Consider the following 14003-nt stretch of genomic DNA (forward strand, 5'->3'; position numbering starts at 1 on the left):
GGCAGGCGGCCGGTCAGGCGGCCTTCGCCGGCCGCCTCGGCCGGCCCCGCCCGGCGCGCAGGCCGGCCAGCGACAGCGTCGTATGCACCAGCGTTCCGGCGCGTTCCATCAGGGCCCGGGCGGGCTGCAGCGCGGGGTCCAGCGGCGACTTGGGCGGCGGCGGGAAGTAGTGCATCGGCAGCCCACGGCGGTCGCGCGGCGGTGCCATGAACGCCGGCGCCTCGACCAGCGGAGCGTCTCCTGGTAGCCGTCCCTCGGCCCGGCGGTAGGCGGCCAGCGCGCGCGGGTGCAGCCGGATCTCGTCGGGCACCGCCAGGAACGCCAGCTCGACGAGCTTGCCGAACAGGCGCAGCAACACCTCGTCGCCCGGCGTCCAGTGCATCCCGGCCTTCTCGCGCACCGCGGGTTCGAAGAGTCCGGCCGCGATCCAGCGCTGGCCGGCGACCAGCGGCTTGAACATCTGGTCCCAGATCGGGGTCGGCATCAACACGAACTTCGGCTTGGGGATGCGCATCTGCAGGATGTCGCGCGTCGCCTGGTTGATTTCCAGCCTTTCGCGGCCGGTGCGCTCCCAGTACTCCTGAAACTCCTCCCACGACTCGGGCACCGGTCGCATGCTCACGCCGTACATCCGGTACCACTGCACGTGCTCGGCGAACAGCTGCCGCTTTTCGGCCTCGGTCAGGCCGCCGCAGAAGTATTCGGCGACCTTGACGATCAGCATGAAGAACGTGGCGTGCGCCCAGTAGAAGGTGTCCGGGTCGAGCGCGTGGTAGCGCCGCCCTCCGGCATCGGTCCCCTTGATGGTGTGGTGGTAGCTGGTGATCTGCCGGCCCGTCTGCGATGCCCGGTCGCCGTCGTAGACCACGCCCATGATCGGGTAGACCGACCGGGCGACCCGCTGCAGCGGCTCGCGCAGCAGGATCGAATGTTCCTCGACGGCCGCACCGAGTTCGGGGTACATGTTCTGGATCGCGCCGATCCAGACGCCCATCATTCCGGTGCGCAAGTCGCCGAAATACTTCCAGGTCAACGAATCCGGGCCGAGCGGATCGGTGGATTCCGAACCGGAAGGGTTCACAGTGCCAGTCATTGCGGCCTCCTGCTCCGATCTCGCTCACGATAACTTTGACAACGAGCGTTGTCCACGATTTCGCGGCGGTGTCCCGATAGGTGTTATCGAGCTTCCACCCCGGTGTGGCGCCACCGTGATCAGGCGGTTTGATGCGAGATGCGACACATGCGGCACAACCGGCCCGTGCCGTCGTTGCCTGCTTGGAAGAAAAGCAAATAACCTGGCCAGGTGGAACTCGCGCGTCGCGACCCGGACCCCGGTGAGCCCGCCGTGACCCAGGTGGATTCCGCTCCGCAGGGCTCGGGACTGTCGGTGCACAGCGCGACTCAATGGCTGCAAAGCCGCAACCGCAGCCCCGGGGCGGTCGCCTTCATCCGTCGTGCGCGCCGACTGCTGCCCGGCGACCCCGACTTCGGCGATCCGCTGTCCACTGCGGGCGACGGCGGCCCGCGCGCCGCGGCCCGCGCCGCCGACCGGCTGATGGGGGATCGCGACGCGGTGTCCCGCGAGGTCAGCCTGGGGGTGCTGCAGCTCTGGCAGGCGCTCACCGAGGGGGTGTCGCGTCGCCCGGCCAATCCGGAGGTGACGCTGGTCTTCACCGACCTGGTCGGGTTTTCGACGTGGGCCCTGCGCGCCGGCGACGACGCGGCCCTGGCGCTGCTGCGGCAGGTGGCGCGGGCCCTCGAGCCGCCGCTGCTCGACGCGGGGGGACACATCGTCAAACGCATGGGCGACGGCCTGATGGCGGTATTCGGCGATCCGACGGTCGCCGTGCGGGCCGTGCTGGCCGCCAAGGAGGCGCTGAAGTCGGTCGAAGTGGCAGGTCACACGCCCCGGATGCGGGTGGGGATCCATACCGGGCGGCCGCAGCGGCTGGCGTCGGACTGGCTCGGCGTCGATGTGAACATCGCCGCACGGGTTATGGAAAGAGCCACCAAGGGTGGAATCATGGTGTCGAGTTCCACGTTGGATCTCATACCGCAAAGCGAGTTGGACGCGTTGGGCGTCGAGGCCAAACGCACGAGGAAGCCGGTTTTCGGGCCGAAGCCCGCCGGGATTCCCGACGATTTGGCGATTTATCGCCTCAAGACTCTCAAGGAGTTGTCAGGCTCTGATGACGCAGCCGATGCAGAACAACAGCCATAATGGGCGCCGATGTTAGGGGCCATCGCGGCCCGGCTCGCCCGGGTCCGATTCACGGTGGGGTATGCGGCGCTGCTGCTTGCCATCAGTTGCGCAATCCTGGCCCTCGGCCCGCACGCGCATGACGTCATCGTTGCGCGCGCCAGCACCAACGTGCACAACCTGGCCCACGGCCGGCTGGGCACGTTGCTGGGCAGCGCGCTGGTGGTGGACGCCGGCCCGCTCTACTTCTGGCTGCCCTTCCTGACCTGCCTGTTGGCGCTGGCTGAGCTGCAACTGCGCACCATCCGGCTGATGGTGGCCTTCATCGTCGGCCACATCGGCGCGACGCTGCTGGTGGCCGCCGCGCTGGCGGCCTCGGTCGAGTTCGGCTGGCTGCCGGTGTCGATCACCAGGGCCAGCGACGTCGGCATGAGCTACGGCGCGCTCGCGGCGCTCGGCGCGATCACCGCGGTGATCCCGCCGCGCTGGCGGGCCGCCTGGGTCGGATGGTGGGTCTCGGCAGGGATCGCCTCGGCGATCATCGGCGGCGACTTCACCGACGCCGGCCACACCGTCGCGGTGATACTCGGCGTGCTGGTGTCGGCCCGGTTCCGGCAGCCGATCCACTGGACGCCGACGCGCTACCTGATGCTGGCGGCGTCCTCGAGCTTCGGCTTCTTGATCCTCGCCCACCACTGGGGCGCCATGGCGGCGACACCGGTGTTCGGTCTCGCGGGGGCCGTCGTCGCCTACGCGCTGGCGAAGTGGGCCGTTGCGCGCGGCCCCGAGTCCACGCCCGCCGACGTTTTGGACGATCCGGTGCCGGCCACGGCCTGCTGAGCGCCTCTGCGTCCGCCCAAGCGTGACGCACCCGCCGGGAGACACGCGCCGAATCACTATGATCAGCACTTGCCGCCGGGCAACCCGCGGCCAGCCCCCCGTCAGCAAGGAGAGTGTCGCCGCGTGGGTGATCAACCCGTCGACCTGTCGCCGGACGCCCTGGCCCGAGCGGTCAGTGCGGCCCGGGACGCGTTTGCCCGCGCCGGCGATCTCGACACACTCGCGCGCGTGAAGACCGAGCAGCTCGGTGACCGCTCGCCGCTGGCGCTGGCGCGCCAGGCGCTGGGCGGCGTCCCCAAGGACGAGCGCGCCGACGCCGGCAAGCGGGTCAACGCCGCCCGGACCGCGGCCCAGCACGGTTACGACGAGCGACTCGCGGCCCTGCGGGCCGAACGCGACGCCGCGGTGCTGGTCGCCGAAGTCATCGACGTCACGCTGCCGTCGACGCGGCGGCCGGCCGGCGCCCGGCACCCGATCACGATCCTGGCCGAGCACATCGCCGACACCTTCATCGCCATGGGCTGGGAACTGGCCGAGGGTCCCGAGGTCGAGACCGAGCAGTTCAACTTCGACGCGCTCAACTTCCCGGCCGACCACCCCGCCCGCAGCGAGCAGGACACCTTCTACATCGCGCCCGACGGCTCCCGGCAACTGCTGCGCACCCACACCTCGCCGGTGCAGGTGCGCACCCTGCTCGCCCGCGAGCTGCCGGTCTATGTCGTCTCTATCGGCCGCACGTTTCGCACCGACGAGCTCGACGCCACCCACACGCCCGTCTTCCACCAGGTCGAGGGCTTGGCGGTGGACCGCGGCCTGACCATGGCGCATCTGCGGGGAACGCTGGACGCGTTCGCGCGCGCCGAGTTCGGGCCCGAGGCGCGCACCCGGATCCGGCCGCACTTCTTCCCGTTCACCGAGCCGTCCGCCGAGGTCGACGTCTGGTTCGTCGGAAAGAAGGGCGGCGCCGGCTGGGTGGAGTGGGGCGGCTGCGGGATGGTGCATCCAAATGTCCTGCGCGCCGCGGGTATTGACCCGAATGTCTACTCCGGCTTCGCGTTCGGCATGGGGCTGGAACGAACGCTGCAGTTCCGCAACGGGATTCCGGACATGCGCGACATGGTCGAGGGCGATGTCCGCTTCTCGCTGCCGTTCGGGGTGGGCGCCTGATGCGCGTTCCGTACAGCTGGCTACGTGAGATCTTGAGCGTCGGGGTGGCCGGCGCGCCGGACTTCGACGTCGCCCCCGCCGAGCTCGAACAGACGCTGGTGCGCATCGGCCACGAGGTCGAAGGGGTCGTCACCCTCGGGCCGGTCGACGGCCCACTGGCCGTCGGCCGGGTCACCGCCATCGAGGAGCTCACCGGCTTCAAGAAGCCGATCCGGTTCTGCCACGTCGACGTCGGCGAAGGCAAAGATCGCGAAATCGTTTGCGGCGCAACTAACTTCGCTGTCGGCGATCTGATCGTCGCTGCGCTGCCCGGCGCGACGCTGCCCGGCGACTTCACCATCGCCGCCCGAAAAACCTACGGCCGAAACTCCGACGGGATGATCTGCTCGGTGTCCGAACTCGGTTTGGGCGCCGACCATTCCGGGATACTGGTGCTGCCGCCGGGCACCGCCGAGCCCGGCGCCGGCGGCGCGGCGGTGCTGGGACTCGACGACGTGATCTTTCACCTGGCCATCACGCCCGACCGCGGCTACTGCATGTCGCTGCGCGGCGTGGCCCGCGAGGTGGCCTGCGCCTACAACCTGGACTACGTCGACCCGGCCGGCGCCCGGGCGGTCACGCCGCTGCCCGTCAACGGCGAGGCCTGGCCGCTGACCGTGCAGCCCGGCACCGGTGTGCGGCGATTCGCACTTCGGCCGGTCACCGGCATCGACCCGGCGGCCGTGTCGCCGTGGTGGCTGCAGCGCCGGCTGCTGCTGTCCGGCATCCGTCCGACCTCGCCGGCGGTCGACGTGACCAATTACGTGATGCTCGAGCTCGGTCACCCGATGCACGCCCACGATCGCAAGCGGATCACCGGAAGCTTCGCCGTGCGGTTCGCCCGGCCCGGCGAGACCGTGGTGACGCTCGACGACATCGAGCGCAAGCTCGAGCCGGCCGACGTCCTCATCGTCGACGACACGGCGACCACCGCGATCGGTGGCGTGATGGGCGCGTCGAGCACCGAGGTGCGCGCCGACTCGACCGACGTGCTGCTGGAGGCCGCGGTCTGGGATCCGGCCGCCGTCTCCCGCACCCAGCGCCGGCTGCACCTGCCCAGCGAGGCCGCCCGGCGCTACGAGCGGGGCGTCGACCCGGCCATCTCGGTGGCAGCGCTCGACCGGTGCGCCACGCTGCTCACCGCCATCGCCGGCGGGGTGGTCTCCGACGGCCTGACCGATTGGCGCGGCGACCCGCCGCGCGACGACTGGGCCGGAGCGCCGATCGACATCCCCGCCGACTTGCCGGACCGTGTCGCCGGCGTGCGCTATCGCCGGGGCACCACCGCCCGGCGGCTCACCCAGATCGGGGCCGACGTGGTCGGGTCAGGCGGGGCGCTGACGGTGACCCCACCCAGCTGGCGGCCCGACCTCCTGCAGCCCGCCGACCTGGTCGAGGAGGTGCTACGCCTCGAGGGGCTGGAAGTCATCCCGTCGGTGCTGCCCGCGGCACCGGCCGGCCGCGGTCTGTCCCCGGTGCAGCGGCGCCGCCGCGCCGTCGGCAAGTCCCTGGCGCAGTCCGGCTACGTCGAGATCCCGCCGACCCCGTTTCTGCCCGCGGGCGTGTTCGACCTGTGGGGACTGGCTCCCGACGACCCGCGGCGCACCACCACCCACGTGCTCAACCCGTTGGAAGCCGACCGCCCGCAGCTGGCCACCACCCTGCTGCCCGCACTGCTGGAAGCCTTGGTGCGCAACGTTTCTCGCGGCCTGGTCGACATCGCGCTGTATGCCGTGGCGCAGGTGGTGCAGCCGACGGCGCAGACCCGCGGGATCGACCTCATTCCCGTCGACCGCCGGCCCACCGACGCCGAGATCGCCGAGCTCGACGCGTCGCTGCCGCACCAGCCGCAGCACGTCGCGGCGGTGCTCACCGGCCTGCATGAGCGCCGCGGACCCTGGGGTCCCGGCCGCCGCGTCGAGGCCGCCGACGCGTTCGAGGCGGTGCGCGTCATCGCCCTCGCCGCCGGAGTCGACGTGCGGTTACGCGCGGCGCAGTACCTGCCGTGGCATCCGGGGCGATGCGCTCAGGTGCTCGTCGGGGACACCCCGGTGGGGTACGCGGGCCAGCTGCATCCGGCGGTGATCGAGCGCTCCGGGCTGCCCAAGGGCGCCTGCGCCCTGGAACTCGACCTGGACGCGATGCCCATCCCGCTGACGCTGCCCGCGCCCCGGGTGTCGCCGTTTCCGGCCGTGTTCCAGGACGTCAGCCTGGTGGTAGCCGCGCACGTACCAACTCAGGCGGTGGCCGACGCTGTCCGCGAGGGCGCGGGGGAATTACTCGAAGACCTGCAACTGTTCGATGTGTTCACCGGCCCGCAGATCGGCGAGGACCGCAAGTCACTGACCTTCGCGCTGCGGTTCCGCGCGCCCGATCGCACGCTCACCGAGGACGACGCCACCGCCGCCCGCGACGCCGCCGTCCGCCGCGCCGCCGAGACGGTCGGCGCGGAGCTCCGCGCCTAGTAGAATGGATTTGCAAACCACTGCATAACCATGCAGAATCGGCGGAATGGCCGACGGAATGAAGGTGGCGGTTGCCGGTGCCAGCGGCTACGCCGGCGGTGAAATCCTGCGCCTGCTGCTCGGGCACCCGGCCTACGCGCACGGGCGCCTCACCATCGGCGCGGTGACCGCGGCCGCCAGCGCAGGCAGCACGCTCGGTGAGCACCACCCGCACCTGACACCGCTGGCCCAGCGCGTGGTCGAGCCGACCGATCCGGGCGTACTCGCCGGCCACGACGTGGTGTTTTTGGCCCTGCCGCACGGTCATTCGGCGGCGCTGGCCGAACAGCTCGGCCCCGGCACCCTGATCATCGACTGCGGCGCCGACTTCCGGCTCACCGACGCCGCCACGTGGGAGCGGTTCTACGGATCGCCACACGCCGGCAGCTGGCCGTACGGGCTGCCGGAGCTGCCCGGCGCCCGCGAGCGGCTGCGCGGCGCCCGCTGCATCGCGGTCCCGGGCTGTTACCCGACCGCGGCGCTGCTGGCGCTGCTGCCGGCGGTGGCCGAGGACCTCATCGAGCCTGCCGTCACCGTGGTCGCCGTCAGCGGTACCTCCGGGGCCGGCCGCGCCGCCAAGACCGACCTGCTGGGCTCGGAGGTCATCGGCTCGGCGCGGGCCTACAACATCGCCGGGGCGCACCGGCACACCCCCGAGATCGCCCAGGGCCTGGCGGCCGTCACCGCCCGCGACGTCACCGTGTCGTTCACCCCGGTGCTGATCCCGACGTCGCGCGGCATCCTGGCGACGTGTACCGCACGCACCCGGGCATCGCTGCCGCAGCTGCGGGAGGCCTACGAAAAGGCTTACCACGCAGAGCCTTTCATCTATCTGATGCCTGAGGGCCAGCTGCCCCGCACCGGGGCCGTGATCGGCGGCAACGCGGCGCACATCGCCGTGGCGGTGGACGAGGCGGCTCAGACATTCGTGGCGATCGCCGCGATCGACAACCTGGTCAAGGGAACGGCCGGCGCCGCCGTGCAGTCGATGAACCTGGCGCTGGGTTGGCCTGAGACGGAAGGCCTTTCGGTGATCGGAGTGGCGCCATGACGCGCCCTGCCACCGCAGTGCGGTTGCTGCGCGAACAGGGCGTCACCGCGCCGGCAGGCTTCCGGGCGGCCGGCATTGCCGCCGGGATCAAGGCCTCAGGCAATCGCGATCTGGCCCTGGTGTTCAACGAGGGCCCCGACTACGCGGCGGCCGGGGTGTTCACCCGCAACAAGGTCAAAGCCGCCCCCGTGCTGTGGAGCCAGCAGGTGCTGCGCGGCGGCGCGCTGCGCGCGGTCATCCTCAACTCCGGCGGCGCCAACGCCTGCACCGGGCCGGGCGGCTTTCAGGACACCCACGCCACCGCCGAGGCGGTCGCGGCCGCGCTGTCGGACTGGGGAACCGAGGCCGGCGCCATCGAGGTCGCGGTGTGCTCGACCGGGCTGATCGGCGACCGGTTGCCGATGGACAAGGTGCTCGCCGGAGTGCGCACCATCGTGCAGGACATGGCGGGCGGGCTATCCGGCGGCGACGAGGCGGCCCAGGCGATCATGACCACCGACACCGTGCCCAAACAGGTTGCGCTGCACCACCCGGGCAACTGGACGGTCGGCGGAATGGCCAAGGGCGCAGGCATGCTGGCGCCGTCGCTGGCGACGATGCTCTGCGTGCTCACCACCGATGCGGCCGTCGACGCGGCGGCGCTGGACTCCGCCCTGCGGCAGGCCAGCGCGCTCACCTTCGACCGGCTCGACATCGACGGTGCCTGCTCGACCAACGACACGGTGCTGCTGCTGGCCTCCGGCGCCAGCGGCATCACGCCCGGCCAGGCCGAACTGGACGACGCCGTGCGCGCGGTCTGCGACGATCTGTGCGCCCAGCTGCAGGCCGACGCCGAGGGCGTCACGAAGCGGGTCAACGTCACCGTGCGGGGCGCCGCTTCCGAGGACGAGGCCCTGCTCGCCGCCCGGACCATCGCGCGCGACTCTCTGGTCAAGACGGCGGTGTTCGGCTCGGACCCCAACTGGGGCCGGGTGCTGGCCGCCGTCGGCATCGCGCCCATCGACCTGGACCCGGAACGGATCACCGTGTCGTTCAACGGCTTTGCGGTCTTCACCGACGGGGCCGGCGCGCCGGGCGCGCGCCAGGTGGACCTGTCGGGGCCCGACATCGACATCAGCGTCGACCTGCGCCTCGGCGACGGCCGGGCCACCATCCGCACCACCGACCTGTCGCATGGTTACGTCGAAGAGAATTCGGCCTACAGCTCATGAGCTCCCCGACGGAGGCGCTGCCCACCACGGTCAAGGCGCAGGTGCTCGCCGAGGCCCTGCCCTGGCTCAAGCAACTGCACGGCAAGATCGTCGTCGTCAAGTACGGCGGCAACGCCATGACCGACGACACGCTGCGGCAGGCCTTCGCCGCCGACATGGCCTTCCTGCGCAACTGCGGTATCCACCCCGTCGTGGTGCACGGTGGTGGTCCGCAGATCACCGCGATGCTGCGCCGGCTCGGCATCGACAAGGGTGACTTCAAGGGCGGATTCCGGGTCACCACACCGGAAGTGCTCGACGTGGCGCGCATGGTGTTGTTCGGCCAGGTCGGCCGCGAACTGGTCAACCTGATCAACGCGCACGGGCCCTATGCCGTCGGCATCACCGGCGAGGACGCCCAGCTGTTCACCGCCGTTCGGCGCAGCGTCACCGTGGACGGCGTGGCCACCGACATCGGCCTGGTCGGGGACGTCGAACGCGTCAACACCGCCGCGGTGCTGGATCTGATTGCCGCACGGCGCATTCCGGTGGTGTCGACGCTGGCCCCCGATGCCGAGGGCGTGGTGCACAACATCAACGCCGACACCGCGGCGGCGGCGCTGGCCGAAGCGCTGCGCGCCGAGAAGCTGTTGATGCTCACCGACGTCGAGGGCCTGTACACCAGCTGGCCGGACCGCGGTTCGCTGGTGAGTGAAATCGACACCGGCACATTGTCACAACTGCTACCCACTCTGGAGGCGGGCATGATTCCCAAAGTCGAGGCCTGTCTGCGGGCGGTGACCGCGGGCGTGCCGAGCGCTCACGTCATCGACGGAAGGGTCGAACACTGCGTCCTGGTCGAGCTGTTCACCCATGCGGGGACGGGCACCAAGGTGGTGAGCGCGTGATAGAGGCGGCGACGATGCCGGGCGGCGTAACTTTCGCCGAGCGTCACGCCAGCGTGGCGTTCGGTGCCGGGAGCCACGCTGGCGTGACGCTCGCGGGCCCAGCCGGTGCCGGGAGGGGGAGCCGCGCTTATGAGTGAGACAGACCAGATGCGGGCGCGCTGGGAAGCCGTGATGATGAACAACTACGGCACCCCGGCGATGGCACTCGCCGGCGGCGAGGGCGCCGTGGTCAACGACGTGGACGGCAACACCTACCTGGACATGCTCGGCGGCATCGCGGTCAACGTGCTGGGCCACCGCCACCCCGCGATCATCGAGGCCGTCACCCGGCAGCTGTCGACGCTGGGCCACACGTCCAACCTGTATGCCACCGAACCCGGCCTCGCGCTGGCTGAACAACTCGTCGGCCTGCTGGGCGCCGGCAACGAATCCGGCACGCCGGCGCGGGTGTTCTTCTGCAACTCGGGAACCGAGGCCAACGAGGTGGCCTTCAAGCTGTCGCGGCTCACCGGGCGCACCAAACTCATTGCCGCACAAGAGGCCTTTCACGGCCGGACCATGGGTTCGCTGGCGCTCACCGGTCAGCCGAGCAAGCAGGCGCCGTTCGCGCCGCTGCCCGGCGACGTCACCCACGTGCCCTACGGCGACACCGATGCATTGGCCGGCGCTGTCGACGACGCCACCGCCGCCGTCTTCCTCGAGCCGATCATGGGGGAGAGCGGCGTGGTCGTCCCACCCGAGGGATACCTCGCCGCCGCGCGCGACATCACCGCGCGGCACGGCGCGCTGCTGGTGCTCGACGAGGTGCAGACCGGAATGGGCCGTACCGGAACGTTTTTCGCCCACCAGCACGACGGCATCACCCCGGACGTGGTGACGCTGGCCAAGGGGCTCGGCGGCGGCCTGCCCATCGGCGCCTGCCTGGCCACCGGCCGGGCCGCCGACCTGATGACCCCCGGTCTGCACGGCAGCACCTTCGGCGGCAACCCGGTGTGCGCCGCGGCGGCGCTGGCGGTGCTGCGCGTGCTGGCCGAGGAGGACCTGGTGCGGCGCGCCGAGGTGCTGGGCAAGTCGTTGCGCCACGGCATCGAGGCGCTGGGGCACCCGCTGGTCGATCACGTGCGCGGCCGCGGGCTGCTCTGCGGTGTGGTGCTCACCGCGCCGCGCGCCAAGGACGCCGAGGCGGCGGCACGCCGGGCCGGGTTCCTGGTGAACGCGGCCGCGCCCGGCGTCATCCGGCTGGCGCCGCCGCTGATCGTCACCGAAGCCCAGATCGACGGCTTTGTCGCCGCGCTGCCGGGCATCCTCGACGAATCCGCCGGAGCCGCAGCATGATCCGCGGCGCCGGCGATGGGGGTTGCCGCCATGCCTAGGCACTTCCTTCGCGACGACGACCTGTCGCCCACCGACCAGGCCGAGGTGCTGGCGCTGGCGGCCGAGCTGAAGAAGGACCCGCTGCGCGCCCGCCCGCTGGAGGGTCCGCGCGGGGTCGCGGTGCTCTTCGACAAGAACTCCACCCGCACCCGCTTCTCGTTCGAGGTGGGCATCGCGCAGCTCGGCGGGCACGCCGTCGTCGTTGACGCCCGCAGCACCCAGCTGGGGCGCGACGAGACCCTGCAGGACACCGCGCGGGTGCTGTCGCGCTACGTGGAGGCCATCGTGTGGCGGACGTTCGGTCAGGCGCGCCTCGAGGCGATGGCCGCGACCGCGACGGTGCCCGTGATCAATGCGCTCTCCGATGAATTCCATCCCTGCCAGGTGCTGGCCGACCTGCAGACCATCACCGAGCGCAAGGGCTCGCTGACCGGTTTGCGAATGGCCTATTTCGGCGACGGTGCCAACAACATGGCCCACTCGCTGATGCTCGGTGGGGTCACGGCCGGCATCCACGTCACCGTCGCCGCCCCGGCCGGCTTCGAGCCGGACCCGGTGTTCGTGGCCGCGGCCCGGCGGCGCGCCGAGGACACCGGAGCCTCGGTCACCGTCACGGCCGACGCCGATGCGGCCGCGGACGGAGCCGACGTGCTGGTCACCGATACCTGGACGTCGATGGGGCAGGAGGGCGACGGGCTGGACCGTCACACACCGTTTCGGCCTTACCAGGTGAACGCCCGGCTGCTGTCCCTCGCCGATCCGGAAGCCATTGTGCTGCACTGCCTTCCGGCTCATCGCGGCGACGAGATCACCGATGAGGTGATGGACGGCCCGGCCAGCGTGGTCTGGGACGAGGCCGAAAACCGGTTGCACGCCCAAAAGGCGCTGCTGGCGTGGCTGCTGGAGCGCTCGTGACTGCGCCGACGACGATGCAGAGCGAAGCGATGCTGAAAAGTGGCGCCGTTGACTAGGTCGAAAGCCGCACCCGAAACCACCCGGGCGGGCCGCCAGGCCCGCATCGTGGCGATCCTGTCGTCGGCGGAGGTGCGCAGCCAAAGCGAATTGGCCGCGCTGCTGGCCGACGAGGGCATCGAGGTCACCCAGGCCACCTTGTCGCGTGACCTCGAAGAGCTGGGCGCGGTGAAGCTGCGCGGCGCCGACGGCGGCGTTGGCGTCTACATGGTCCCTGAGGACGGCAGCCCGGTGCGCGGCGTGTCCGGCGGCACCGCACGGCTGTCGCGGCTGCTGGGTGAACTGCTGGTCTCGGCCGACGCCAGCGCCAACCTCGCGGTGCTGCGCACCCCGCCCGGCGCCGCCGACTATCTGGCCAGCGCGATCGACCGCGCGGCGCTCCCGTACGTCGTCGGGACCATCGCGGGCGATGACACCGTCTTCGTGGCCGCCCGCGAGCCGATGACCGGCGCCGAGCTGGCGACAACACTAGAAAAACTCACGTAAAGCGTTTCAAAATAAGGAGATTGGTTCATGTCAGAACGCGTCATCCTGGCGTATTCCGGCGGTCTGGACACCTCGGTGGCCATCAGCTGGATCGGCAAGGAGACCGGCCGTGAGGTCGTAGCGGTGGCGATCGACCTCGGCCAGGGTGGCGAAGACATGGAGGTCGTTCGCCAGCGGGCCCTTGACTGCGGTGCGGTGGAAGCCGTGGTGGTCGACGCCCGCGACGAGTTCGCCGAGGGCTACTGCCTGCCCACGATCCTGTCCAACGCCCTCTATATGGACCGCTACCCGCTGGTGTCGGCGATCAGCAGGCCGCTGATCGTCAGGCACCTGGTGTCGGCGGCCCGCGAGCACGGCGGCGGCATCGTCGCGCACGGCTGCACCGGCAAGGGCAACGACCAGGTCCGGTTCGAGGTCGGATTCGGTTCGCTGGCACCCGATCTCGAGGTGCTGGCGCCGGTTCGCGACTACGCGTGGACGCGGGAGAAGGCCATCGCGTTCGCCGAAGAGAACGCCATCCCCATCAACGTGACCAAGCGCTCGCCGTTCTCCATCGACCAGAACGTCTGGGGGCGCGCGGTGGAAACCGGTTTCCTGGAACACCTTTGGAACGCACCCACCAAGGACGTGTACGCCTACACCGAGGACCCGACGCTGAACTGGAGCACGCCCGACGAGGTGATCGTCGGCTTCGAGCGCGGCGTGCCGGTGACGATCGACGGCAAGCGCGTCTCGGTGCTGGAGGCCATCGAGGAGCTCAACGCCCGCGCCGGAGCCCAGGGTGTCGGCCGCCTCGACGTGGTCGAGGATCGGCTGGTGGGCATCAAGAGCCGCGAGATCTACGAGGCGCCCGGCGCCACGGTGCTCATCACCGCGCACACCGAGCTCGAACACGTCACGCTGGAGCGCGAATTGGGCCGCTTCAAACGGCACACCGACCAGCGCTGGGCCGAGCTGGTTTACGACGGGCTGTGGTATTCGCCGCTCAAGGATGCGCTGGAGAGCTTCGTCACCAAGACCCAGGAGCACGTGACGGGTGAGGTGCGAATGGTGTTGCACGGTGGCCACATCGCGGTCAACGGCCGGCGCAGCGCGGAGTCCCTCTACGACTTCAACCTGGCAACCTACGACGAGGGCGACAGCTTCGACCAGTCGGCCGCCAAGGGTTTCGTCTACGTGCACGGGTTGTCCTCGAAGATCGCGTCCCGCCGGGACAGTCGGTGACTCAGTTCGGACGCGACTGTGCATTTCTCGACGCGACACGCCGCCGAA

At 70.6% G+C, this 14003-nt stretch carries 11 protein-coding genes and 1 pseudogene; 11 read left to right on the forward strand and 1 reads right to left on the reverse strand.

Annotation, left to right across the window (positions count from 1 at the left end; genetic code table 11):
* Positions 1-13 precede the first annotated feature (13 nt).
* Positions 14-1093: an oxygenase MpaB family protein gene (locus OQ789_RS18445; protein WP_324687510.1), complete on the reverse strand. Its 1080-nt coding sequence runs from the start codon at positions 1091-1093 to the stop codon at positions 14-16.
* A gap of 210 nt (positions 1094-1303) precedes the next feature.
* On the opposite strand from OQ789_RS18445, the gene OQ789_RS18450 reads away from it, so the two are divergent.
* The 11 genes and pseudogenes from OQ789_RS18450 (at position 1304) to OQ789_RS18500 (ending at position 13955) form a co-directional block, all read left to right on the forward strand.
* Complete coding sequence (locus OQ789_RS18450; RefSeq protein ID WP_324687511.1) at positions 1304-2221, forward strand: adenylate/guanylate cyclase domain-containing protein; 918 nt, start codon at positions 1304-1306, stop codon at positions 2219-2221.
* A 9-nt stretch (positions 2222-2230) separates the two neighbouring features.
* Positions 2231-3040: a rhomboid-like protein gene (locus OQ789_RS18455; protein ID WP_324687512.1), complete on the forward strand. Its 810-nt coding sequence runs from the start codon at positions 2231-2233 to the stop codon at positions 3038-3040.
* 123 nt (positions 3041-3163) lie between these two features.
* Positions 3164-4207: a phenylalanine--tRNA ligase subunit alpha gene (gene pheS / locus OQ789_RS18460; protein WP_324687513.1), complete on the forward strand. Its 1044-nt coding sequence runs from the start codon at positions 3164-3166 to the stop codon at positions 4205-4207.
* Positions 4207-6711, forward strand: a complete 2505-nt coding sequence (gene pheT, locus OQ789_RS18465; protein WP_324687514.1) for a phenylalanine--tRNA ligase subunit beta — start codon at positions 4207-4209, stop codon at positions 6709-6711. Before pheS ends, pheT begins: the two co-directional genes overlap by 1 nt.
* Positions 6712-6741: 30 nt before the next feature.
* Positions 6742-7801 (forward strand): annotated as a pseudogene (gene argC / locus OQ789_RS18470) (N-acetyl-gamma-glutamyl-phosphate reductase).
* A complete protein-coding gene (gene argJ / locus OQ789_RS18475; RefSeq protein ID WP_324687516.1) occupies positions 7798-9012 on the forward strand; it encodes a bifunctional glutamate N-acetyltransferase/amino-acid acetyltransferase ArgJ in 1215 nt (404 codons plus the stop codon). The pseudogene argC and the gene argJ overlap by 4 nt, the downstream one beginning before the upstream one ends.
* Positions 9009-9899, forward strand: coding sequence for an acetylglutamate kinase (argB, locus tag OQ789_RS18480; protein ID WP_324687517.1), 891 nt, complete (start codon positions 9009-9011; stop codon positions 9897-9899). Before argJ ends, argB begins: the two co-directional genes overlap by 4 nt.
* Before the next feature lie 129 nt (positions 9900-10028).
* Positions 10029-11234: an acetylornithine transaminase gene (locus tag OQ789_RS18485; protein ID WP_324687518.1), complete on the forward strand. Its 1206-nt coding sequence runs from the start codon at positions 10029-10031 to the stop codon at positions 11232-11234.
* 30 nt (positions 11235-11264) lie between these two features.
* Positions 11265-12188 carry an ornithine carbamoyltransferase gene (gene argF, locus OQ789_RS18490; protein WP_324687519.1) on the forward strand — a complete coding sequence of 308 codons (924 nt, stop codon included), beginning with the start codon at positions 11265-11267 and terminating at the stop codon, positions 12186-12188.
* Positions 12189-12236: 48 nt separating this feature from the next.
* Complete coding sequence (locus OQ789_RS18495) at positions 12237-12731, forward strand: arginine repressor (RefSeq protein WP_324687520.1); 495 nt, start codon at positions 12237-12239, stop codon at positions 12729-12731.
* Positions 12732-12758: 27 nt separating this feature from the next.
* The gene (locus OQ789_RS18500) at positions 12759-13955 is read left to right on the forward strand and encodes an argininosuccinate synthase (RefSeq protein ID WP_324687522.1); all 1197 of its coding nucleotides are present in this window, start codon (positions 12759-12761) and stop codon (positions 13953-13955) included.
* The last annotated feature ends 48 nt before the right edge of the window (positions 13956-14003 follow it).

This window comes from Mycobacterium sp. 94-17 (genome assembly GCF_035617725.1).
GTDB lineage: Bacteria > Actinomycetota > Actinomycetes > Mycobacteriales > Mycobacteriaceae > Mycobacterium.